The following is a 21,762-nucleotide window of genomic DNA, read 5'->3' on the forward strand; positions in this document are numbered from 1 at the left end:
GGGGGCGACGAGGGGGAAGGGGGATTCGGGTTCGGCCTGTCTCGCGGGGTGACAGGCCGGATTCGGGGCCATATCGGCCGGACCGATCTCGCGGGGTGATCGGTCCGGCCGGGTAGGTCGATGCGACACGTTCCGGCTCTTCCGGAAGCCGAGCAGCAGAGCGAGAGCGGTCACGGTCCAGAAGGATGAGCGCGACCCGGCTTCGCTGCCGCCGAAGGTAACCATCCAGTGTTCGCCGATGGCCGATCGCGGTTTCACAGAGGACCCTCAACGAGCGGGTGTGGCTGCCGGATAGTCGGGCAGATCGTACGTCTCGGTCTTCGACAGCATCTTCATCATCAGCGGCTTCATGATCCGCGCGGTCATCAGTTTGCTGACCAGCAGGCCGGCTCGAATTCCCCAGCGGGTCTTCGGCGTCATCGCCCGCAGGCCGCCGGGCTGCAACTCTTGCGCCAGGGCGACGAACGGGCGCAGCACCTGCTCGTAACCCTGCAATGCCCGGCGCGGATCATCGCGATATGTGGCGATCTCGCCCGCCAGGACGTAACTGCCGACCAACGCCATGGCGGTGCCCTGCCCGGTGAGCGGGGAGCCGCAGTAGCCTGCATCGCCTACCAGCGCCACCCTGCCGAGGATCCAGCTGGGCATATCAATGCGGGCGAGTTCGTCGAAATAGAAGTCGTCGGCGTCGGCCATCGCCGCCGTGATCGCCGGCGCGGCCCATCCACCACCTGCCAGTCGATCGCGGATCAGGCGCCGCTGAGCAGGGACGTCGCGTCGCAAGGCTGCGTCGGATTCGGCCCGAATCACGACCAGCGCCTTCGAGGTCGACGGATCCGCGTCCGGGCGCATACCCAGCCCGGTGGCGCCGGGCAACGAATGCATGGTGAACCAGTGCGGTTCGATGTCGGCGGGGGTGGGCATGGTGAAGAAGGACATGTAGCCGCCGAGGTAAGTGCTGAACCGCTCTTCCGGGCCGAAGACCAGGCGACGGGTCGCCGAGTGCAGTCCGTCGGCACCGATGACGAGGTCGAATCGCTCGGTAGCGCCCGAGGCGAAGGTGGCCGTGACGCCGTCGTCGTCCTGCGTGAGCTGTTGGAGCCATTCACCGTATCGGTAGTCGATACCGCCCTCGGCCTCGATGGCGTCGAGCAGGACCTGGTTCAGGTCGCCGCGAGTGATCTCGATCTCGGCGACGCCGCCCTTGCCGTCGAACATATCCGCTGGCATGCGCAGCAGTTCCTTGCCGTCGGAGTCGACGTGCAGCATGCCGCGTTCGTCGAGCTGATGGGCGCGGATGCCGGGCATCAGACCCATCCGTTCGGCCACCTCGCGGCTCGGTCCGCGCAAGTCGACGGCCTGGCCGCCGGGGCGGGGAGCGGCGGCGCGCTCGATCACCGTGACCGGGATGCCGTACCGGAGTAGTTGCAGCGCAACGGCATTGCCGCCGATCCCGCCACCCGATACAAGGACGCGGGGACGGGCGGCGGGCTGCGTGGTGTGGGTGGCGGGCTGGGTGCTCATCGTATCGTCCTTCGTTTGCTCGAACGTCTTAGACAAATGTCTAACAGACGTCTTGTACATCTGTCTAGTACAAATGTGCAAGACGGACGTACAGTGGACGTCATGGGAAACAAGGAGGACCTGCTCGCAGCGGCCCGAGCCTGCGTATATGAGCGCGGATTCGCGGCGACTACCGCGCGTGACATCGCCAACGCGGCGGGCGTGAGTCTGGCCGCGATCGGCTATCACTTCGGTTCGAAGGAGCGTCTGCTCACCGAGGCACTCACGTCGGAATCGGGGCGCGAGATCGGTGACGCCCTCGACGAGCGGATCACCGCAGCGAGTAAGGAGAGCAGGTCACTCGCGGAGGCCTTTCCGCTGGTGTGGAACGACATCGCCGAGGTCTTCGCGCGCAACCGGCAGATGCTGGTGGCGAGTGTGGAGAACGTGATCCGGATTCACCGCACGCCAAGCGAGGCCGAGCATATGTCCGGCCTGCTCGCCGAAGCCGTCACCGAATTGGCGAACCTGGTCGCCGAATCACATCCCGAGCTGTCCGAGGAACAAACCCGTGCGGTTGCGCGCCTGTACTTCGTGCTGCTCAACGGGATGGCGCTGCAATGGATTACCGAGCCGGACGGTGAGCTGCCCAGCGGTGACGTGTTGGCACTGGCGATCGCCGCGCTCGCCCCACGGAGCTGACCTCGGCGGCATACCGGCGGACCCGGCGGCCGATCCGGATCTGGTCCCGCGACTCAGCCCAGCTGTTCCAGATACTTTTTCCATCCGCCGAATTCGGTGATATCGGTGGCGGTGACGGCAGCGTCGTAGGTGCACGCGAACCCGACGACGGTGCGGCCGTCTTCGAGTTCGATGCCCGCCAGCGCCATCGGGGCGGGCAGCGCTGCCAGGAAGGAACCAAGGCCTGCGGCCGAGAGCTGGAACAGTTCACCGGTGATCGGCGCGCCAAGGCCGGGGCCATGGCGGACCAGGCCGGGTTTGGGCGGTGTGGTGTCCAGCGCGGTGAGGCGGTAGGCGTCGGTGGTCCGGATTTCGCTGGCGAAGCGGGCCCCGATCTGTTCGAGCTGCCAGTGCAGCGGGTGCCCGCGCAGGTGCGCGCCGAAGACGGCGAGTTCGGCATCATGGCCGAACAGTGCGGGTGTGCTGTCGGTGCCGGCCAACCGCGCCGCGATATCGATCGCGACCTGGTCGGCGAAGGCGGGCACCATCACCATCACGCCGAACGGCGAGCCTTCCACGGTGGGCGACCCCGGCACGGCCACCGCCGCCATATCGAGCAGATTGCAGAAATTGGTGAAGGTGCCCATTCTGCGGTTGATAGCGATGGGGTCGGCCTGCACGGCGGCGATCGTCGGGTGTTCGGTGGTTGTTGGCAGTAGCAACCCGTCGTAGCCGTTGAGCAGTCCTCTCGCGGCGGCTCGGGCGGTGATGAGGGCGTCGAGGTCGGCGGCGAAGCCGGGGCCGGTGGTGTGCTCGGCGGCGCGGATGATGCCGGCGACGGTGGGGTCGAGCGCATCGGGAGAAGCGCTGGAAAGGAAATCGCCGACCGCCGCAAAGCGTTCGGCGACGATCGCACCGTCGTAGAGCAGCAGAGCGGCATCCAGCAGCACCGAGATGTCGATCTCGGTGAGCATCACACCGGAATCCGACAGGCCGGCAGCGGTTCTGGTGAACGCCTCGCGGTACGACGCGCTCAACATGGTCAGGTTTTCGGCGCGAGGAACCGCCACCTTCGGCACTGTCGGCGCGGCCAGCAGGAGGTCGGCGGGCCGGGTCCGGCTGCGCGGATCACGCGAATCCGGCCCTGCCATGATGGCGGCCGCCGCCACGGCTCGTTCGATATCGGCGGCGAAAACGGTGACGGCGTCGAAATCCGCACAGGCGGGCACCACTCCGTGGACCGGAATGACGCCGAGGGTCGCCTTGATCCCCACGATGCCCTGTAATGCCGCGGGTACCCGCCCCGACCCCGCGGTGTCGGTCCCGATACCGATATCGGCGATGCCGAGCGCGACCGCGACGGCCGAACCCGAACTCGAGCCACCGGAAACGAGCTCGGGATCGACCGCGTTGCGCACCGGCCCATATGGGCTGCGGGTGCCGACCAGCCCGGTGGCGAACTGATCGAGATTGGTCTTGCCGAGCACCACGGCACCCGCTGAGGTCAGCCGTTCGATGGCGGCGGCGGTGACCTCCGGGGTGTAGGCGAATTCCGGGCAGCCTGCGGTGGTGGGCAGTCCGGCGACGTCGACGTTGTCTTTGACCGCGACCAGCAGACCGGCCAGCGGCAGCTCAGCGCCTGCGGCCAGCTGCCGCTCCACCACCGCGGCGTCGGCGATGACCTCGGGTTCCGAACGCAGGGTGATCCAGACCTCCGGCCGGTCCACCTCCGCGATACGGCGGTATGCGGCGGCGACGCGCGCGGTGGGCGAGGTGGTATTGCCCAGGATGCCGGCGGACATTCAGTCGACTCCGATCACTGCGAGAGGTGTTCCGGGTTCCACTCTGGCACCCGGGGCGGCGAGAACCTTCAGCACCGTGCCCGCGTCGGGGCTCTGCACCGGTAATTCGAGTTTCATCGCTTCCAGCACGGCAACGGTCGCACCGGCGGTGAGATGTTGTCCCGCTTCGACTTCCATTCGCCAAACATTGCCGATCATCGGTGCACTCACCACGATGGCGTTGTCGGGCATATCCGCCAGCGGATCGTCGAGGGCTTCGGTGACGACGTCGTCGACGGTGCCGCGATTGAATTCGCCCGCGGCTCGCCATGCCTGTTTCTCTGCCTCGAACGCGGCCGCCTGCTCGGTCTCGAACTCCGCGATTGATTCGGCTTCGTCGCTGAGCAGCCGCAGATGGTCGGCGAGGGCGAAAGTACCGTCGCTGACCTCGGCGTCGAACCGTCCCGCAGTGGCCGCGGCGCGGTATTCGAGCAACTGTTCGGCGCTCACCGGCTCCCAGACGATGCGATCGAAGAACCGGAACAGCCAGGGCGTACCGGATTCGAACGGCGCGGGCTGGCGGTAGCTCGACCAGATCGGCACGGTCCGGCCGATGAGCTGATAACCGCCGGGGGAGGCCATGCCGTAGACACACAGATATTTGCCACCGATGCCGACCGCGTCGGACGGGGTCCAGGTGCGCGCGGGGTTGTATTTCGTGGTGACGAGGCGGTGCCGCGGGTCGAGCGGAACCGCCAGCGGCGCACCGAGATACACGTCGCCGAGGCCGAGCACCAGGTATTCGGCGGCGAAGACCGTTGCGCGCACATCGTCGACGCTGTCGAGACCGTTGATGCGGCAGATGAATTCGGTATTGGACGGCAGCCAGGGCGCGCTGTCGCGGACTCCGCTGCGGTAGCGGTCGATGGCCTCCGCGATGGACGGGTCGTCGAATGAGAGCGGCAACCGAATGGTGCGGCTGGGTACCACCAGATCCTGGGTGGCGGGTAGCTCGCTCTCCAGCTCCGCCAGCACGCCGAGCAGCCGATGCTGGGCAAGCACATCGGGATCGAAATGGATGTGCAGCGAGCGCACACCGGGTGTCACATCGATGATACCGGGCAGACCTGCCGCGGCGAGGGCAGTGGACAGCGCATGCACCCGCATGCGCAGTCCGAGATCGAGCACCATCTCGCCGTATTCGACCAGCACATTGTCGTCACCGCCGCGCAGATATCTGACCTGCGGCCGGTCGCCGGTGCCAGAGACGTCGCCGAGGATGCCGCGATCGCTCAGCCCGGCAAGCGGTTTCGGTACCGATGCGCGAGCCCGTGCCGGGTTCGATGCGCGCAGTTCGCTCGCGGTGGTGTCGTCCACCGGCACGAAGCGGACGGTATCGCCGGGGCGCAGCTGGCCCAGCTTCCAGCGATGCGCCGACACCACCGTCAGCGGGCAGGCGAATCCGCCGAGGCTCGGGCCGTCGGGGCCGAGCAGGATCGGGGTGTCACCGGAGACGTTCAGTGCGCCGATGCTGTACGGGTTGTCGTGGAGGTTGGACGGGTGCAACCCGGCCTCCCCGCCGTCGGTGCGCGACCAGGTGGGCTTTGGCCCTTCGAGCCGGATACCGGTGCGGTTGGCGTGGCTGCCGACGCGCCATTCGTTGGCGTAGAACTGCGCCATGTCGGCCTCGGTGAAGTAGGCGGGCGCGGTCTGCGGGCCCTCGCCGACAGCCAGTTCCCACACATGTCCGAAATCGGGGCGCTCGGCCGCCGGAATCGAGCGCGGTTCGGCGTCGGCGGTATCCGTCAGGTGCAGAACATCGCCGTTGACCAGTGCTTTTCCGGTGACGCCGCCGAAGCCGCCGAGGGTGAAGGTGGCCGCGCTGCCGTGATAGAGCGGTGCGTCGATGCCACCGCGGATGGCGATATAGGTGCGCAGACCGGTGTCGGCGGGCGCACCGACATCAAGGATGCCGTCCGCAGGCACAGTGATCGGTTCCCACAGGGCGACCGGCTCGCCGTTCACCGCAACCGGCGCGTCGGCGCCGGTCACGCACACCACGGCAGAGGTGGCGAAGCGCAGCCGCGGACCGTGCAACGTGCACTCCAGCGCGGGTGTGCCTGCCGGGTTGCCGACCGCGATATTGGCGAGAGTGAACGAGAGGTCATCCATCGGACCCGACGGCGGGATACCCACCTCCCATAGGCCGATCCGGCCCGGATGATCCTGGATGGTCGTCATGGTGCCGGGTCGTTCCACATCGATCCGCGCGCCCGCCGGCCGGATACCGGCAAGAGTGGCGGTGATATGTGCGGCCTGCCGGACCGTCGGGTCGGTAGCGGCTGCGCGAAGCTGCGGCAGGTTGGTCTGCACGCCGTGGATGCGGGTGCCCGACAGCGCCTCTGTCAGTGCGGTGAATGCCGCCTCGCGGCCGGCGCCCCGGGCGATCACCTTGGCCAGCAACGGGTCGTAGTAGGGGCTGACCTGGGTGCCGGTAGCGACCCAGGTGTCGACCCTGACGACGTCGGGGAAGGTGGTCTCGGTGATCAGGCCCGCGCTGGGCCGATAGTCCTGGCCGGGGTCCTCGGCGTAGACGCGGGCCTCCACGGCCCAGCCGCTGATCGGCGGACCGGTCTCCGGCAGCTCGTCGAGCATCGCGCTATCGCCGCCTGCCAACCGCAGCATCCACTCCACCAGGTCGACACCGGTCACTGCCTCGGTCACCGGATGCTCCACCTGTAGACGAGTGTTCATCTCCAGGAACGATGCGGTGTCGCGGTCGGCGTCGTAGACGAACTCCACGGTGCCCGCCGAGCGATAGCCCACCGAACGGGCCAGTTCGCGCGACACCGACAACAGATGGTGCGACAGTTCCGTGCCGAGCCCTGGCGCGGGCGCCTCCTCGATCACCTTCTGGTTGCGTCGCTGTAGCGAGCAGTCGCGGGTGCCGAGGCTGACCACCCGGCCATGACCGTCGCCGAACACCTGCACCTCGACATGGCGGGCCCGGGCCACGAAACGCTCCAGGAAGACGCCGGAGGTGGCGAAGTTGGTCGCGGCCAGCCGCTGCACTCGCTGGTAGGCAGCGTGCAGCTCGTCCGCGTCGTGACAGGCCTGCATACCGATTCCGCCGCCACCGCCGACGGCCTTGAGCATGACCGGGAACCCGATACGTTCGGCCTCGGCAACCGCGTGATCGGCCGATGCCAAGAGCCCGGAGCCCGGCACCAGCGGTACACCGACGGCTCGGGCGGCCTCACGGGCGGTGTGTTTATCGCCGAAGATCCGCAGCTGTTCCGGGGTGGGACCAACGAACGCGATGCCCGCTGCCGTGACTTCCGCCGCGAATTCCGCGTTCTCGGACAGGAATCCGTAACCGGGATGAATCGCACCGGCGCCGGTCGCCTGCGCGGCCTCGATCACCCGGTCCGCGCGCAGATATGATTCCGATGCGGCACTCGGGCCGAGATGGGTGGCCGCATCGGCCATTTCGACATGAGCGGCGCCGGCATCGGCATCGGAATAGACGGCGACCGTCTTCAACCCGAGGGTTCGGGCGGTGCGCATGATCCGGCAGGCGATCTCGCCCCGATTGGCGACGAGGACGGTGTCGAAATCCAGGCTCACGTCGGGCTCCTGTGTTCAGTTGGTACTAGTCGTTGGCCAGTGACATGGCGGCGATCGCGCGGGTGACCCGGTCGAGCACGACGTCGAGTGATTCGCCGATGTGGGCGTGCAGCAGGCGGTAGGCCAGCGAAAGATTCTCGGCGAGAACGGCATCGAGGATGGCTAGATGCTCGGAAATGGTGGTCTCGATCCGGTTGTTGACCATGAAGTCGTACATCCGGACGTGCCGGATCCGGGAATTCACCGAGCGCAAGGCCCGCACCATCTCGGCATTACCGGACGCCGTCAGCAGCGTGACATGGAACTCCTCGTCGCGGACCACGAAACCCGGCTCCTGCGCCGGCGGATCGGCCTGTAGTTCCAGCCAGGCCTCGCGTTCGGCCATCAGCGGCGCGCGATCATGGACGATGTCGGGGTTCTGCATGGCTCGCTGTAAACCGCCCAGCTCCAGGGTGATTCGCAATTCATACAGATCGCGCACCAGGGGAATGCTCGGGCGCACGGGCGAGAAGCCGTACTCCTCACGCTGGAGCAGTCCGTCCGAGCACAGCACGGTGAGGGCCTCGCGGACCGGAGTGCGCGAGATTCCGAACCGGGCCGAGACTTTCGGTTCGGTGAGGCGTTCGCCGAACTTGATATCGCCGTTCATCAGCTCGGCGCGCAGCGTTTCGTACACCACGTCCCGGAGCGGTTTACCCGAGGTATCGGCCGGTGTGGCCACCCGTGTCGACATGCCTGTATACGCTATGGACCTCGCGTTTCCGCGCCATCACCTCGCGTAACCGGTAGGTAAGCGTCTGCTCACCGGTCCACGCTCGCGACGGAGCGATCCTCGGTCTCCACTCCCGTGCGCCTGGGATCTGCGGGCGATCCGACACTAGACAATATGCTAATTCTGTCTTACCGTCGGAACATGTTGGACAATGAGTATCGTGCCGATCCGGTGTTCGAACTGCGTTCGGGCGCGACCTGGCGCGAGCCCTGGTCGATGTATGCCGCACTGCGCGAACATGATCCGGTGCACCGTGTGGTACCTGCGCAGCAGCCCGACCACGACTACTGGGTGCTGACCAGGCATGAGCACGTCTACGCGGCCGCCCGCGACACCGCCACGTTCTCTTCGAGCGACGGGCTGACCGTCGAATACGGCGAACTCGAGCAGATCGGTTTGACCGCCAATCCGCCCCTGGTCATGCAGGATCCGCCGGAGCACACCGAGTTCCGCAAACTCGTCGCGCGCGGATTCACACCACGTCAGGTCGAGGATGTGGAGCCGGTGGTGCGGCGCTTCGTGCGTGAGCGGCTCGACCGGCTGGCCGAACAGGGCGGCGGCGACATCATCACGGACCTGTTCAAACCGTTGCCGAGCATGGTGGTGGCCTACTACCTCGGTGTGCCCGAGGCTGATCGGGATCGTTTCGACGGCTGGACCGACGCCGTCGTCGCGGCCAGCACCGAACGCACCGCCGACGCGCAGCAGGCGTCGATGGAAATGCTCGGCTACTTTGCCGAGCTGATCAAGCGCCGCCGCACCGATCCCGGCGACGATACGGTGTCGCTGCTGGTGCAGGCCGGAATGGCCGCCGACGACGCCGATGTGAACGGTCTCGTGCAGATCCTGGCCTACACCTGGACCATGGTCGCGGGCGGTAACGACACCACCACGGGTCTGCTCGGTGGCGCAGTGCAGTTGCTGCAGAAGCATCCGGAGCAGCGGGCGGCATTGGCTGCCGACCCCGACCGCATCAAGCTCGCGGTCGAGGAGTTCGCGCGATTGACCTCGCCGGTGCAGGGGCTTGCCCGGACCACCACTCGCGATATCGAGCTGGCCGGGGTCACCGTGCCCGCCGGCCGTAAGGTCCTGCTGGTGTACGGGTCGGCGAATCGGGATGAGCAGGCGTTCGGCGCCGACGCGGCCGAACTCGACATCGACCGCAACCCGCAACGGATCATGACCTTCGGCCACGGGCCGCACCATTGTCTCGGCGCCGCCGCGGCCCGCATGCAAGCGCGGGTGGCGATGGAGGAGTTGCTGGATCGGTTCCCGACATATCAGGTCGACGTCGACGCGGTCGAGTACGCGACCGGACCTTATGTCCGTCGCCCGACGACGGTCCCGTTCACGTGCACGGCATGATCTGTCGGAGGGCGAAGGTTGGCCTCGGGTAGTGATCGGCCGGGAAGGATTGGACGTGAGCAGTGATTGGCTGGCCGGTGGGCGGGCTGAATTGGCGGCGGAACGGATCCTGGACGCTGTGCGTACCTTGTTCCTGGACAAGGGCGTCACCACGGTCGGGATGGCAGAGGTCGCCGAGGCGGCCGGCTGTTCCCGGGCGACGCTGTACCGCTACTTCGACAGCAGGCAGTCGCTGTATGTGGCGTTCGCCGGCCGGGAGGCGCGGCTGCTGATCGAGCGGGTGTGGACCGAGCACGGGTTCGATGGTTCCGATCCCGAAGGCCAGCTGCTCGATGTGCTCACCGCCATGCTGGCCGAGGTGCGTAAGACGCCGCACCTGGCGGTGTGGTTCGAACCCGTCAATGCCGGGATCGTCGCCCAGCTGTCGCAGTCGCCGGGCGTTATCGACACGCTCACCACCGCGTTCGTTGGCACCTTCCGCGCTGATCTCACCACCGAGGCCGCGGTTCGGCTGGGCCAGTGGGCGGTCCGCGCCATGGTGTCGCTGCTGACGCTGCCCGCACCAACCGAGGACGAGGAACGTGCCCTACTCCGCAATTTCCTGCTGCCGTTCCTGCTCGACAACCGCATCGACATCAGCTGAGCGGACCGGACCGGTCCTATGAAAGAAGGAAACCCTGACCAGCCGTGCTGATCAGGGTTTCCATCGTGTCTCAACCACACGAGTCGGGGTGGCGGGATTTGAACCCACGACCTCTTCGTCCCGAACGAAGCGCGCTACCAAGCTGCGCCACACCCCGTGAAGCGGACCTGAGGTAGCTTACAACAGGTAGGGGCCGGACGTTAAACCGGCAGGTCAATCAGTCTTTCAAGGGGCGAATACTGCTGAGGATGCGCTGAGCTGTCGCATGGTCGACGGCATCGGGGACACCGGTGTCGGCGGCGAGGACCAGCACGATGCTTCCGGTGCGGCCGGGGACTGCGTAGGTGTAGACGGAGAACTCGGTCGCGCAGCCGGGTTTGGCGGTCACCATTGCGCCCGTCGTTTCCACCAGCATGCCCTGCTGCGATCCGTCGACGGATGCGAGTGGTTGGGGCGCGCCGGGGCGGACGTCGCGGCTGCCGGCGTAGGCAACGGTCGCCGCCCTGGTACCGAGTTCGGTGGCGGCGGCCGCCGGATCGGTGGTGTCGGAGCCGGTGATGAAGGCGACGGTGCGGGTGGAGCCGGGGCAGTAGTCTTCGCCGTCGGTGGCGAGGCCGTTGCCGACGACGGCCTCTGGCGGTTCGCCGAAACCGCCGACGCTGCCTTCTGGCGCGACGCGCCAACCGGCTGGAACGTCGTAGACGGCGCTGCGATTCGGCACCGCGACCGGCTGGAATCCGGGCACGATCGGGCCGACGTTGCCGACGGGCGGTGCGTCACTCGGCCGCGGTCGCGGTGCGGTTCCGCTGGCGGATCGCGGCGGCTTCGACGCGGATTCGCCGGTCGTCAGGGCACTGACCATCGAGGGGACGGACCCGCCCGCTGCCGAGGATTCCTCGGAACCACCTGCGGTCACCGCGACGACCCCGACGCCGACCGCGATCACCGACATCGCCGCCGCACCGAATGCGACGTACTTCCCGCGGCCACCGGACGGCACCGCGGGCGCGGCCTGACCTGGCACGAACGAACCCAGCGGCTGACCACCCCGATACTGCTCGATCGGCGGCACCTCGCCGTACTGTCCGGACCACTGGGGTGCAGCCGGTGCGCTCGGATCAGTCCAGGTAGTGCCGGGATTCGCCCAGTGCTGCCCGCCATCCACCCACTGCATGGTGTGCGTCGGTGACGCGACGGGCTGCCTCTGTCCGGGCCCGGTTGCGGGGTTCGTGAAACCTGCGATCGGCGGCAGCTGCGCGCCCTGCGTAGGCGCCGCTTCGGGCCCAACGACCCGCTGCTGCGATGGCCGAGCAGCGGAGGTCGCGAGCCCATTGGCTGGTATCCGCTGTCCGGTCTGGGTCGGTGCCGCTTCGGGCCCGACGCCCGGCACATGCACCGATGCCGACCCGGCAGCCTGCCACCCAGGTGCGAAACCCGCGGGGATGTTGCCCGATATCCGCTGTTCGGTCTGTGTTGGCGCTGCTTCGGGACCGACAGGCTGCCCATGCTGGGGTTCAGGCGCGGAACTCGACGGCCCATTGCCCGGCGCCCACTGCCCGACCTGCGTCGGTGCCGCTTCCGGTCCGATGGGTTGCCCAGCCACCGATCCCGATGTCGGCCCCGCCGGACCCCACTGCGTGGCCGGGCCACCCCCGTTGCTGGGGTCGAAAGTGTTCACGGTCGTCCTCTTGCCTGACAAAAGTCTCGGCAAACGACCCTAGCGGGCGACGGTCTCCGAAGTGGAAACGCCCTGTGCGGTATCGGAGTTCGGCCGCTTCGGTGGTGCGGCGACCAGCGTCAGAAGCGTGGCCTCCGGGCGGCAGCAGAACCGATACGGTGCCCACGGCGAGGTGCCGAGTCCGGCCGAAACATGTAGGCGGGTGTGCTCGCCCCACTTCGACGGGCCCTTGACCCGCGACCGGTCGATGTCGCAGTTGGTGACAAGCGCGCCATAGCCGGGCAGGCAGAGCTGACCGCCGTGGGTGTGGCCGGCCAGCACCAGGTCGTAGCCGTCCTCGGCGAAGCGGTCGAGCACTCGCGGTTCAGGGGAGTGGGTGAGGCCGATCCGCAGATCCGCGAGTGGATTGGGTGCGCCTGCGATGGTGTCGTAGCGATCGCGCTGCAGATGCGGATCGTCGACACCCGCGGTGGCGATGCGGATGCCTGCCACCTCGAGATCGCGGCGGACATGGGTCAGATCGAGCCAGCCACGTTCGGTGAATGCCGCGCGCAGATCCTTCCACGGCAGCGGCGCACCGTGCGTGCGGCGGTGATCTTTCTTGAAGTACTTGAGCGGGTTCTTCGGCACCGGCGCGAAGTAGTCGTTGCTGCCGAAGATGAAAAGTCCTGGGCGCGACAACAATCCGCTGAGCGACTGGACCACTGCGGGCACCGACTTCTGATGCGAGAGATTGTCGCCGGTGTTGACCACCAGATCCGGCTCCAGCCGATCCAGCTCGCGCAGCCACTGCTGCTTGAGCTTCTGTCCTGGCATCATGTGCAGATCGCTGATGTGCAGCACCCGCAGCGTCGCCGAGCCCGGCCGCAGCACGGGCATCGTCGCTTCACGCAGCACGAACGCGTTGCGTTCGATAAGGGAGGCGTAGCCGACTCCGGCCACCGCGGCTCCGGCGGCGCCCAGCGCGGTTCGGCGGACAGCGGAGGTCGAGATCACGGGCATTTGCCCAGCATAGGTGACGGTGGTCTCGAACGCGGCGTGTGTTCACGCACAGGTTTGCCGACCGGCTGGGCAAATGTGGTGGGCCGGTTCGGGCGCAGCGGCTACCGTGTGGCACATGTCGGAACTCAAATCGCAGCTGCGCGCGGATATGACCGCCGCTATGAAAGCCAAGGACACGCTGCGTCTTGCCACGTTGCGGATGCTGCTCGCCGCCATCCAGTCCGCCGAAGTCGCGGGCCCCGAAGCACGTGAGCTCACCGACGCCGAGGTCATCGCCGTGCTGACCAAGGAATCGAAGAAGCGCAACGAGGCTGCCGAGGTGTACACCCAGGCCGGCCGCGGTGAGCTGGCGGCCAACGAGCACGCCGAGGCCAGGATCATCGACGAATACCTGCCCACCCAGCTGACCGAGGCCGAGGTCGCCGATCTCGCCGATACGGCAATCGCCCAGGTCGCGGAGCAGATCGGGGAGCGCCCCGGCATGCGCCAGATGGGACAGGTCATGAAGATCGCCACCGCGTTGGCCGAAGGCAAGGCCGACGGCGCCAGAATCTCGGCCGCGGTAAAGGCGCGCCTGTAGCTGTTCGACACAACTCGGAGAAACGAAACGCCGACCCGGTCAGACCGGGTCGGCGTTGTCGTTACCTGGGGAACGGAATCGGAATCGGAATCGGGATCGGCGGCAACCGCGGCGGTGGCGGCAGTCCCGGTACGCCGGGCGGCGGCCCCTGCGGCCCCGGCGGCGGTGGGGTCCGCACGGTGCCGTCGCTGACGTAAATCGTCACCAGCGAACCGGGAATGGCCGACCCATTGGGCGACGAACCGGTCACGGTGCCCTTCGGCGCCGACCCGGACGACTCCACCGGCGTGACCTTGAACCCGGCCGCGATGAGGGCGGCGGTCGCCTCACCCTGCTTCATGCCGACCACGTCGGGCACCTGGGCATTGTTGGCACCGCGGACGTATTTGTCGTCCAGCGGCGGTAGCACCGGCGGCGGGAACAGCCCGACCACCGGTTTGATCGCGTTGAACCAGGTTCTCGCAGGCTCGTTACCGCCGAACAGGCCGCTCGCGTCGCTGGCGCCACAGTTACGCAGCGGGAACGAGCAGATCTCGCCGGGAGTCGGGCTGTCGCCGTAGACGTAGACCGCCGACGCCAGCGAGTTGGTGAAGCCGACGAACGCCGAAGAGCGGTGGCTTTCGGTGGTTCCGGTCTTACCCGCCATCGGCAGCGTCCAGCCCGCGTTGGCGGCCGCACCGAACGCGGTACCGCCGGCCTGATCGTCCTTGCTCATCGCGTTGGCGAGCGTGTTGGCCAGGCCGGGCTCGACGACCTGCTCGCAGGCCTGCTGGGTCAACGGCACCTGCTTACCGCTGCGGTCGATCACTTCTTTGATCGGCGACGGAGGGCACCACTTACCGCCGGAGGCGAGCGTGGCGGCGACATTGGACAGTTCGAGCGGGTTGATCGGGACCGGGCCGAGGGTGAACGAACCCAGGTTCTGGCCCTTGATCATGTCCGCCAGGCTCTGGTTGTTCTCGAGCCCCGAGGAGCCGGGTTCGGTGTAGGAGCGCATGCCGAGACGCACGGCCATATCGACGGTCGGCGTGACGCCGACGGCCTGGATCAGCTTGACGAACGCGGTGTTCGGTGAGGTCGCCAGCGCCTCGGTCACCGACATCGGCGACTTGTAGCGGCCCGCGTTCTCGACGCAGTAGGTCGCGGGCGGGCAGCCGGGGGCGCCACCGTTACCCATGCCCTGGGCGTTGAACCGGCCGGGCACGTCGAGCTGGGCGTTGATGCCCATACCCTTCTCCATCGCGGCGGCCGTGGTGAACAGTTTGAACACCGAGCCCGCGCCGTCACCCACCATCGAGTACGGCTGCGCCAGGAGCGTCTCATGTGCCTCACGGTCGAGGCCGTAGGTGCGGCTACTGGCCATGGCGAGTACCGGATGGGAGTCCTGGCCCGGTGCAATGACCGACATGACCTCGGCGATGTTCTGCAGATTCGGTGGCGCCGCCTCCGAGACCGCACGCTTGACCGAATCCTGCACGGCCGGGTCGAGGGTGGTCCGGATCAGGTAGCCGCCCTTATCGATCTGCTCGCGGCTGATGCCGGCGTTGGCCAGATACTGCAGCGCGTAATCGCAGAAGAAGCCGCGGTCATTGGCGGCGATGCAGCCGCGGGGCAGACCCTTGGGCTCCGGCAGCACGCCGAGCGGCTCGGTCTTGGCCTTGCGGAACTCGTCGGCCCGGCTGGGGATGTTCTGAATCATGGTGTCCAGCACGGTGTTGCGCCGGGCCAGCACACCTTCGGTATTGGTGTACGGGTTGAGCTTCGAGCTGCTCTGCACCATGCCAGCGAGCATCGCCGACTGCGAGACGTTCAAGTCGGCGGCGTCGATACCGAAGTAGGTCTGCGCGGCGTCCTGGATGCCATAGGAGGAGTTACCGAACGGAACCAGGTTCAGGTACCTGGTGAGGATCTCGTCCTTGGTCAGTTCCTTGTCCAGCGTCAGAGCCATCCGGATCTCGCGGATCTTGCGGGCCGGGGTGGTCTCGATGGCAGCGCGGCGTTCGGCGTCGGTCTTGGCAACGACCAGCAGCTGGAAGTTCTTCACATACTGCTGGTCGAGCGTGGAGGCGCCCTGCTGCACTTCACCGCTGGTGGTGTTGGTGAGGAACGCACGTAGCGTGCCCTGCCAGTCGACACCATCGTGGTCGGCGAAGCGGCGGTCCTCGATGGAGACGATCGCCAGCTTCATATCGTTGGAGATCTTCTCGCTCGGCACCTCGAAGCGGCGTTGTTCATAGAGCCAGGCGATCGGATTACCTGCCGCGTCGACCATCGTCGACACCGCGGGCACCGTGCCCTCGACCAACTCCGCCGAGACGTTGTCGACGGCATCGGCGGCGCGGTTGGACACGAATCCGAAACCGCCTGCGAGCGGGAACAACAGCCCGGCGACGAGCACGGCGGCCAGCATGCAGCTAACGGCCAGCTTCGCGAGCGTATGTCTGATCGGCACGGGACCAGCCTAAGGGGTGGGCCACCGGCTCTCGCGGGTGTGTTTGACCCGAACTGCTCGATTGCAGGTCGGGGCCGGTAGGAGACCCGAATCGTGGCGGTGGCGGTGTGGCGGTGAGCGTGTCGCTCGATCGAACACCCGATAACGGTCGATTCGGTGGTGTGTCGCGATTGGATCACTGGCGTGTCGCGTGGTCGCGGCACGGACGTACCAAAAAATCACAGCCCGGTCTTGACCTTCCCGCATACCTTTACCTAGATTGAGAACCCAGTGTGATAGAGGTAACACTCAAAGTGGAATGTGGTGCAGTTCGCAGCGGGGTTTGGGTTGCTGCGATGCTGACACGCGATTCTGGAGCGCCGTCTACCGGTGTTCGGACAGCAAAGGGGCACACCAAATGCACATGACAACCCCCATCGCTCGATTGGACGTAGAGCAGGCCGAAGCGAGGATCGCTTGGGTATCCGAGGCTCGATGCAAGGAAGTAGACCCCGATCAGCTGTTCGTTCGAGGCGCGGCGCAGCGCAAAGCGGCAACGATTTGCAGGCATTGCCCGGTACTGATGCAGTGCGGCGCCGACGCACTCGACAACCGGGTCGAGTTCGGCGTGTGGGGTGGGATGACCGAGCGGCAGCGCCGTGCGCTGCTCAAACAACACCCCGAGGTGACGTCCTGGGCCGATTTCTTCCAAGCCCAGCGCCAGCATCAGGTGGCTATGTAACCGGAACGGCCGAATCCGAGGCCGGAGTCCGGGTGAGTTGATCGCCGACCGCGCGTAGCGCTTCGAGATCGGATACCTCGAAGGGCAGCGCGGTCACCGGCACGATCGGCACCCGAGGGTGGGCTCCGGTGAAGCGCAGCAATAGATGCCGCTCACGCTTGGCGGCGGCCACCCGGTGCGCATGAATACGCAACACCGCCGCCGTCAGCGGATCCGATTCGGCCAACTGGTCGGCAGCGGTCAGCGCGTGATCGGCGGGTAGCGCGCTCAGGATCGGATGAGTCCGGTTCAGGACCAGGCCGGCCAGCGGCATCTGCTCGGTGGAGAGCCGGTCCACGAAGAACGAGGCCTCGCGCAGAGCATCCGGTTCGGGTGCCGCGACGACCAGAAAATGTGTGCCCGGCTTGGACAACATCGCGTAGGTCCGGTTGGCCCGGTCCTGGAAACCGCCGAACAGCGATTCCAGCGACTGCAGGAAAAGCGAAGCATCCTTGAGCATTTGGCCGCCGACGATCGTCGATACACCACGCACCGCCAGGCTCATCGCGCCGGTGACGAATCGGCCGACGCCACGACCGGGCGCCATGATCACCCGGATCATCCGGCCGTTGAGGAAATTGCCGAGGCGCTTGGGCGCGTCGAGGAAATCCAGCGCATTACGCGACGGGGGAGTGTCGACCACGATCAGATCCCACTCGCGCCGATTCGCCAACTGCCCCAGTTTTTCCATCGCCATGTACTCCTGCGTCCCACCGAAGGACGAGGCAACAGTCTGATAGAAGGGGTTGGCGAATATCTGCTCGGCCTTGTCGGGGCTGGTGTGCTCGAGCACCATATCGTCGAAGGTGCGACGCATATTGAGCATCATCGCGTGCAACTCGCCCTTGACCTCGGGGCCGAGTTCCACCCGCTGCGGCGTGTTGTCGAGATCGGCGACACCGAGCGACTGGGCCAGCCTGCGCGCCGGGTCGATGGTGAGCACAACGACCTTGCGCCCGGCCTCGGCCGCCCGCAACCCGATCGCCGCGGCGGTGGTCGTCTTCCCGACGCCGCCGGACCCGCAGCACACCACTACCCGCGCGGTCGGGTCGCCGATGATCGTCGAGATGTCCAGCTGGGGGGCGCCTGCCTGCTGCGGCGTGCTCATCGGACTCCCTGTGCGGTGAGGTGTTCGGCCAGCTCGTAGAGCCCACCCAGATCCATGCCGTCGGCGAGTGCGGGCAGCGAGATCCTGGCGATATCGACGGTGGCCAGTTCGCGCGCACTCTCGTCCTGGGCGCGCAGCGTGGCCGCATGTTCGACGGTCTCGGTGATCAGGCCCTGGAAGTCGTCCTCCGGCAAGCTGATTGCGGCGCTGTCCAGACCCGACCGGATCGTCGCGGTATCGATATCGCCTGCGGCGGCCCGATTACGCTGTTCGGCAGGCAGTTCATCGCGGCTGGTTCGGTTGACGATCACGGTGCCGATACGCAGGTCTGCCTCGGTCAATTCGGCCACGGCGTCGGCGGTTTCCTGTACCGGTAGTGCCTCGAGCAGCGTGACCAGATGGATCAAGGTCTGGTCCGAATGCAGCAGCTTCGACACGCCCTCGGCCTGTGAGGCGATCGGCCCGCCCTTGGCCACCTCGGCCATCGCCTGGGTGACGTCGAGGAAGCTCGCGATCCGGCCCGTCGGCGGGGCGTCAACCACGATCTCGTCGTAGACCTGCTTGCCCGCCTTGTCCACGCGGACGGCGCACTCTTTGATCTTGCCGGTCAGGATCACATCGCGCAGACCGGGCGCGATCGTGGTGACGAACTCGATTGCGCCCATCCTGCGCATGGCGCGGCCTGCGAAACCGAGGTTGTAGAACATGTCCAGGTATTCGAGGAACGCGTGCTCGATATCGAGTGCGAGCGCGACGACTTCGCCGCCACCGTCCGCGGTGGCGATCCTGGTTTCGGTGGGTGGCAGCGGCGGCAGGTCGAACAGCTGGGCGATGGACTGTCGGCTCTCCACCTCGACCAGCAGAACCCGGCGTCCCCCAGCGGCCAGCGCCAGCGCAAGGGCTGCCGCGACCGTCGATTTTCCGGTCCCGCCCTTTCCCGACACATAGTGCAGCCGAGCCTTGGCGGCGCGCTCCGGCCAGCCTGTCGTCAGCTCCGGATCGGCCGAAACCGGCGCTGTTGTTGGTGCTCCCACGTTCGCGAGCCTATAACCCGTGCTGAGATCGCGCCCTAGGGATCCGGATACCAAGAGTGTGGTGTATCAGACAGTGACGTTCGCCTCGTATGACCCGTGGTCCGGCCCGGCTGCGGTCGGAACGCGGTATGCCCCACCCATTAGGCTCCAGCCATGAGCGATGTGACCCTGTGGGAGTACGCGACTGTTCCGCTGCTCACCCATGCGACCAAGCAGATCCTCGACCAGTGGGGCGCCGACGGCTGGGAGCTGGTGACGGTGCTGCCCGGCCCGACCGGTGAGCAGCACGTGGCCTACCTGAAGCGGCCGAAGCAGTAGGGCGGGCCGGCATGGCTATCGAATCGCCCGCGGCCGAACCCGCAACCCCCTGGCAACGCAATCTGGACCGGCTCGGCCTCAGCCTGCCCGAGGTCGCGGCACCGGTCGCCGCCTACATTCCCGCGGTGCGTACCGGCTCGCTGGTCTACACCTCCGGACAGCTGCCATTCGTGTCCGGTGCGTTGTCGACGACCGGCAAGGTCGGCGCCGAGGTGTCACTGGAACAGGCCGCCGAGGCCGCGCGACTGTGTGCGCTGAACGCACTGGCCGCGGTGCACGATCTGGTCGGTCTCGACGAGGTGGTGCGCATCGTGAAGGTGGTCGGTTTCGTCGCGTCGGCGCCCGGTTTCACCGATCAGCCGCTGGTCATCAACGGCGCTTCGGAGTTCCTCGGTGAGGTCTTCGGCGCAGCGGGCACCCATGCGCGCTCGGCGGTCGGGGTGTCCGAACTTCCGAAGAACACCCCGGTCGAGGTCGAACTCATCGCCGAGGTGCGGTGATCAGGAGGTAGTCCCGTGACGCTGACTCATCCCGCGTACGGACAATTGCGCCAGGTGACGCCCTCTGCGGCGGTCCTGCTCGCCGACAATCCTGGCCAGATGACGCTGGACGGGACGAACACCTGGATCCTGCGGGCTCCGGAGGCCTCCGGATACGTCGTGGTCGATCCGGGCCCGAAACAGCGTGCTCATATCGAGGCGATCGTCAAGGCGACCGGCGGCGATATCGCGCTCACGCTGATCACGCACCGGCACTCCGATCACACCGACGGCATCGATCGGCTGGTGAAGCTGACCGGAACGCCGGTGCGGGCGATGGACGGTGCGTATCTGCGCGGTAGTGCCGCGGTGCTGGTGGACGGTGAGGTCATCGACGCCGCCGGGCTGCGCATCAGCGTGCTGCACACGCCCGGTCACACCGGGGATTCGGTGAGTTTTGTGCTCGACGATGCGGTGCTGACCGGGGACACGATCCTCGGCCAGGGCACGACGGTCCTCGATTCGACCGATGGCACGCTCGGTGACTACCTGCGGTCGCTCGATCGACTGATCGAGGCGGGTGCGGGTAAGGCGCTACTGCCCGCGCACGGTCCCGATCATCCGGATCTCGAGCCGGTGGCGCGCTATTACATCTCGCATCGTCATGAACGCCTGGAGCAGGTGCGTGCGGCGCTGGCCGAACTCGGTCCCGATGCCGGGCCGATGGCCGTCGTCCGCAAGGTGTACGCCGATGTGGACAAACGTCTGTGGCTGGCGGCCCGAAGCTCGGTGCAGGCTCAGTTGGAGTACTTGCGCTCGCAGTCCTGACCATCATCACAAGAGGCACGTTCGAGGCCCGGCTCGCATGACTGCGGCCGGGCCTCGAACGACTATGTGTATGTGCGCGGGATCAGCGCGCGCGACGGGCCAGACGCTCGGAGTCGGAGATCAGCACGCTCTTGCCCTCGAGCCGCAGCCAGCCGCGGTGCGCGAAGTCGGCCAGCGCCTTGTTCACGGTCTCGCGGGAGGCACCGACCAGCTGGGCGATCTCTTCCTGGGTGAGATCGTGGGTGACGCGCAGCGCACCGGCCTCCTGGGTGCCGAACCGCTGGGCGAGCTGCAGCAGCGCCTTGGCGACACGACCGGGGACGTCGGTGAAGATGAGGTCGGCGAGGTTGTTGTTGGTGCGGCGCAGGCGGCGGGCCAGCACGCGCAGCAACTGCTCGGCGATCTCGGGGCGCTGGTCGATCCACGACTTGAGCGCCTCACGGTCCATGGTGACCGCGCGGACCTCGGTGACCGTGGTCGCGGTCGAGGTACGCGGGCCGGGGTCGAAGATCGACAGCTCGCCGAACATGTCCGACGGGCCCATGATGGTCAGCAGGTTCTCCCGGCCGTCGGGGGAACGGCGACCGATCTTCACCTTGCCGGACGTGATGATGTACAGCCGATCGCCGGGCTCACCTTCGTTGAAGATGACATGGCCGCGCGGGAAATCCACGGGCTGCAGTTGTTTGGCGAGTGCCGCCACCGCGGTGGGCTCTACGCCTTGGAAGATGCCTGCTCTGGCGAGGGCCTCGTCCACGAATGTGCTCCTTATGGGATATGGCTGTAGTCCTGGACCGAAGTGGGTCGGCCGACAGTGCAGTCTACGCGGCATTCATTGCGCGTAGTGACAGACACCACGTAACGACAGTAATGCGTGGCGTGAACTTCGGTCGCGGAACCTCAACTGGCCCGGGCGACGTCCAGGTCTTCGGTGCGGGAGCGGCGCCTGCGCATGCGGGCCACCGCCGCGGGCAGACCGAGCTTCGTCAGCTCTTTCACCTCGGCGTTGCTTGCCTTGTCCAAGTACAGCTGAACTTCTTCGTCGGGTTCGAGAAGTTTGCGGAGCCGGTTCTCGACCCGCTCCATACCCAGGGCGAACAGCATCAACGCCACTGGGAAGAGCACCACAGCGAGTCCTTGCATGCCGAGCA

19 protein-coding genes and 1 tRNA gene are annotated in these 21,762 nt (G+C 66.9%); 8 read left to right on the top strand and 12 right to left on the bottom strand.

Translation table 11 applies throughout. The features are described from left to right. Positions 1 to 267: 267 nt before the first annotated feature. Positions 268 to 1,524, bottom strand: coding sequence for an FAD-dependent monooxygenase (locus tag GV792_RS27650; RefSeq protein WP_163827927.1), 1,257 nt, complete (start codon positions 1,522 to 1,524; stop codon positions 268 to 270). A 102-nt stretch (positions 1,525 to 1,626) separates the two neighbouring features. On the opposite strand from GV792_RS27650, the gene GV792_RS27655 reads away from it, so the two are divergent. Beyond that, positions 1,627 to 2,205 carry a TetR/AcrR family transcriptional regulator gene (locus tag GV792_RS27655; protein ID WP_163827928.1) on the top strand — a complete coding sequence of 193 codons (579 nt, stop codon included), beginning with the start codon at positions 1,627 to 1,629 and terminating at the stop codon, positions 2,203 to 2,205. A 53-nt stretch (positions 2,206 to 2,258) separates the two neighbouring features. Here the strand turns inward: GV792_RS27655 and atzF are convergent, their stop codons facing one another. The 3 genes from atzF to GV792_RS27670 form a co-directional block, all read right to left on the bottom strand. Next, positions 2,259 to 3,986 carry an allophanate hydrolase gene (gene atzF, locus GV792_RS27660; protein ID WP_163827929.1) on the bottom strand — a complete coding sequence of 576 codons (1,728 nt, stop codon included), beginning with the start codon at positions 3,984 to 3,986 and terminating at the stop codon, positions 2,259 to 2,261. Continuing rightward, entirely contained in the window at positions 3,987 to 7,532 is a 3,546-nt protein-coding gene (uca, locus tag GV792_RS27665; RefSeq protein WP_445738784.1) for an urea carboxylase, read from the bottom strand. 85 nt (positions 7,533 to 7,617) lie between these two features. Next, the gene (locus GV792_RS27670; protein WP_175583199.1) at positions 7,618 to 8,325 is read right to left on the bottom strand and encodes a GntR family transcriptional regulator; all 708 of its coding nucleotides are present in this window, start codon (positions 8,323 to 8,325) and stop codon (positions 7,618 to 7,620) included. 180 nt (positions 8,326 to 8,505) lie between these two features. On the opposite strand from GV792_RS27670, the gene GV792_RS27675 reads away from it, so the two are divergent. Continuing rightward, positions 8,506 to 9,729, top strand: coding sequence for a cytochrome P450 (locus tag GV792_RS27675; RefSeq protein WP_163827931.1), 1,224 nt, complete (start codon positions 8,506 to 8,508; stop codon positions 9,727 to 9,729). A gap of 55 nt (positions 9,730 to 9,784) precedes the next feature. Further along, the gene (locus GV792_RS27680; protein WP_309139159.1) at positions 9,785 to 10,372 is read left to right on the top strand and encodes a TetR/AcrR family transcriptional regulator; all 588 of its coding nucleotides are present in this window, start codon (positions 9,785 to 9,787) and stop codon (positions 10,370 to 10,372) included. Between the two features lie 83 nt (positions 10,373 to 10,455). On the opposite strand, the gene GV792_RS27685 is transcribed toward GV792_RS27680, so the two are convergent. The 3 genes from GV792_RS27685 to GV792_RS27695 form a co-directional block, all read right to left on the bottom strand. Further along, a tRNA-Pro gene (locus GV792_RS27685) sits at positions 10,456 to 10,529 on the bottom strand. 60 nt (positions 10,530 to 10,589) lie between these two features. Next, positions 10,590 to 11,546, bottom strand: a complete 957-nt coding sequence (locus GV792_RS27690; protein ID WP_163827933.1) for a hypothetical protein — start codon at positions 11,544 to 11,546, stop codon at positions 10,590 to 10,592. 543 nt (positions 11,547 to 12,089) lie between these two features. After that, positions 12,090 to 13,052 (bottom strand): metallophosphoesterase, encoded by a 963-nt coding sequence (locus GV792_RS27695; protein ID WP_163827934.1) that lies wholly within the window; start codon positions 13,050 to 13,052, stop codon positions 12,090 to 12,092. 115 nt (positions 13,053 to 13,167) lie between these two features. Between GV792_RS27695 and GV792_RS27700 the strand changes: the two genes are divergently transcribed. Further along, the gene (locus tag GV792_RS27700; RefSeq protein WP_163827935.1) at positions 13,168 to 13,632 is read left to right on the top strand and encodes a GatB/YqeY domain-containing protein; all 465 of its coding nucleotides are present in this window, start codon (positions 13,168 to 13,170) and stop codon (positions 13,630 to 13,632) included. Positions 13,633 to 13,693: 61 nt separating this feature from the next. Here GV792_RS27700 and GV792_RS27705 read toward each other — a convergent pair whose 3' ends face one another. Further along, positions 13,694 to 16,042 carry a penicillin-binding protein gene (locus GV792_RS27705; RefSeq protein ID WP_163827948.1) on the bottom strand — a complete coding sequence of 783 codons (2,349 nt, stop codon included), beginning with the start codon at positions 16,040 to 16,042 and terminating at the stop codon, positions 13,694 to 13,696. A gap of 439 nt (positions 16,043 to 16,481) precedes the next feature. Between GV792_RS27705 and GV792_RS27710 the strand changes: the two genes are divergently transcribed. After that, positions 16,482 to 16,805 carry a WhiB family transcriptional regulator gene (locus GV792_RS27710; protein ID WP_163827936.1) on the top strand — a complete coding sequence of 108 codons (324 nt, stop codon included), beginning with the start codon at positions 16,482 to 16,484 and terminating at the stop codon, positions 16,803 to 16,805. Here the strand turns inward: GV792_RS27710 and GV792_RS27715 are convergent. After that, the gene (locus GV792_RS27715) at positions 16,798 to 17,952 is read right to left on the bottom strand and encodes an ArsA family ATPase (protein ID WP_163827937.1); all 1,155 of its coding nucleotides are present in this window, start codon (positions 17,950 to 17,952) and stop codon (positions 16,798 to 16,800) included. The genes GV792_RS27710 and GV792_RS27715 overlap by 8 nt on opposite strands. Beyond that, positions 17,949 to 18,986: an ArsA family ATPase gene (locus tag GV792_RS27720; protein WP_163827938.1), complete on the bottom strand. Its 1,038-nt coding sequence runs from the start codon at positions 18,984 to 18,986 to the stop codon at positions 17,949 to 17,951. The genes GV792_RS27715 and GV792_RS27720 overlap by 4 nt, the downstream gene beginning before the upstream one ends. A 153-nt stretch (positions 18,987 to 19,139) precedes the next feature. Here GV792_RS27720 and GV792_RS27725 point away from each other — a divergent pair, with 153 nt between their 5' ends. The 3 genes from GV792_RS27725 to GV792_RS27735 are packed head-to-tail and all read left to right on the top strand — an operon-like array spanning position 19,140 to position 20,611. Next, positions 19,140 to 19,304 carry a DUF4177 domain-containing protein gene (locus tag GV792_RS27725; protein ID WP_014348616.1) on the top strand — a complete coding sequence of 55 codons (165 nt, stop codon included), beginning with the start codon at positions 19,140 to 19,142 and terminating at the stop codon, positions 19,302 to 19,304. A gap of 11 nt (positions 19,305 to 19,315) precedes the next feature. Continuing rightward, entirely contained in the window at positions 19,316 to 19,804 is a 489-nt protein-coding gene (locus tag GV792_RS27730) for a RidA family protein (RefSeq protein WP_163827939.1), read from the top strand. Between the two features lie 15 nt (positions 19,805 to 19,819). Continuing rightward, positions 19,820 to 20,611, top strand: a complete 792-nt coding sequence (locus GV792_RS27735) for an MBL fold metallo-hydrolase (RefSeq protein ID WP_163827940.1) — start codon at positions 19,820 to 19,822, stop codon at positions 20,609 to 20,611. Between the two features lie 82 nt (positions 20,612 to 20,693). On the opposite strand, the gene GV792_RS27740 is transcribed toward GV792_RS27735, so the two are convergent. Both GV792_RS27740 and GV792_RS27745 read right to left on the bottom strand, forming a co-directional pair. Next, a complete protein-coding gene (locus tag GV792_RS27740; protein WP_014348619.1) occupies positions 20,694 to 21,368 on the bottom strand; it encodes a Crp/Fnr family transcriptional regulator in 675 nt (224 codons plus the stop codon). Between the two features lie 143 nt (positions 21,369 to 21,511). After that, positions 21,512 to 21,754 (bottom strand): hypothetical protein, encoded by a 243-nt coding sequence (locus tag GV792_RS27745; protein WP_175584884.1) that lies wholly within the window; start codon positions 21,752 to 21,754, stop codon positions 21,512 to 21,514. Positions 21,755 to 21,762 lie beyond the last annotated feature (8 nt).

Source organism: Nocardia cyriacigeorgica (assembly GCF_010868145.1).
GTDB classification, from domain to species: domain Bacteria; phylum Actinomycetota; class Actinomycetes; order Mycobacteriales; family Mycobacteriaceae; genus Nocardia; species Nocardia cyriacigeorgica_D.

What these genes read in the sequence shown, in the direction of transcription:
- GV792_RS27650 (WP_163827927.1), bottom strand. Translation starts at nt 1,524, where the DNA reads ATGAGCACCCAGCCCGCCACCCACACCACGCAGCCCGCCGCCCGTCCC.
- GV792_RS27655 (WP_163827928.1), top strand. Translation starts at nt 1,627, where the DNA reads ATGGGAAACAAGGAGGACCTGCTCGCAGCGGCCCGAGCCTGCGTATAT.
- atzF (WP_163827929.1), bottom strand. Translation starts at nt 3,986, where the DNA reads ATGTCCGCCGGCATCCTGGGCAATACCACCTCGCCCACCGCGCGCGTC.
- uca (WP_445738784.1), bottom strand. Translation starts at nt 7,532, where the DNA reads ATGCGCACCGCCCGAACCCTCGGGTTGAAGACGGTCGCCGTCTATTCC.
- GV792_RS27670 (WP_175583199.1), bottom strand. Translation starts at nt 8,325, where the DNA reads ATGTCGACACGGGTGGCCACACCGGCCGATACCTCGGGTAAACCGCTC.
- GV792_RS27675 (WP_163827931.1), top strand. Translation starts at nt 8,506, where the DNA reads ATGTTGGACAATGAGTATCGTGCCGATCCGGTGTTCGAACTGCGTTCG.
- GV792_RS27690 (WP_163827933.1), bottom strand. Translation starts at nt 11,546, where the DNA reads ATGCAGTGGGTGGATGGCGGGCAGCACTGGGCGAATCCCGGCACTACC.
- GV792_RS27695 (WP_163827934.1), bottom strand. Translation starts at nt 13,052, where the DNA reads ATGCCCGTGATCTCGACCTCCGCTGTCCGCCGAACCGCGCTGGGCGCC.
- GV792_RS27700 (WP_163827935.1), top strand. Translation starts at nt 13,168, where the DNA reads ATGTCGGAACTCAAATCGCAGCTGCGCGCGGATATGACCGCCGCTATG.
- GV792_RS27705 (WP_163827948.1), bottom strand. Translation starts at nt 16,042, where the DNA reads ATGCTGGCCGCCGTGCTCGTCGCCGGGCTGTTGTTCCCGCTCGCAGGC.
- GV792_RS27710 (WP_163827936.1), top strand. Translation starts at nt 16,482, where the DNA reads ATGCACATGACAACCCCCATCGCTCGATTGGACGTAGAGCAGGCCGAA.
- GV792_RS27715 (WP_163827937.1), bottom strand. Translation starts at nt 17,952, where the DNA reads ATGAGCACGCCGCAGCAGGCAGGCGCCCCCCAGCTGGACATCTCGACG.
- GV792_RS27725 (WP_014348616.1), top strand. Translation starts at nt 19,140, where the DNA reads ATGAGCGATGTGACCCTGTGGGAGTACGCGACTGTTCCGCTGCTCACC.
- GV792_RS27730 (WP_163827939.1), top strand. Translation starts at nt 19,316, where the DNA reads ATGGCTATCGAATCGCCCGCGGCCGAACCCGCAACCCCCTGGCAACGC.
- GV792_RS27745 (WP_175584884.1), bottom strand. Translation starts at nt 21,754, where the DNA reads ATGCAAGGACTCGCTGTGGTGCTCTTCCCAGTGGCGTTGATGCTGTTC.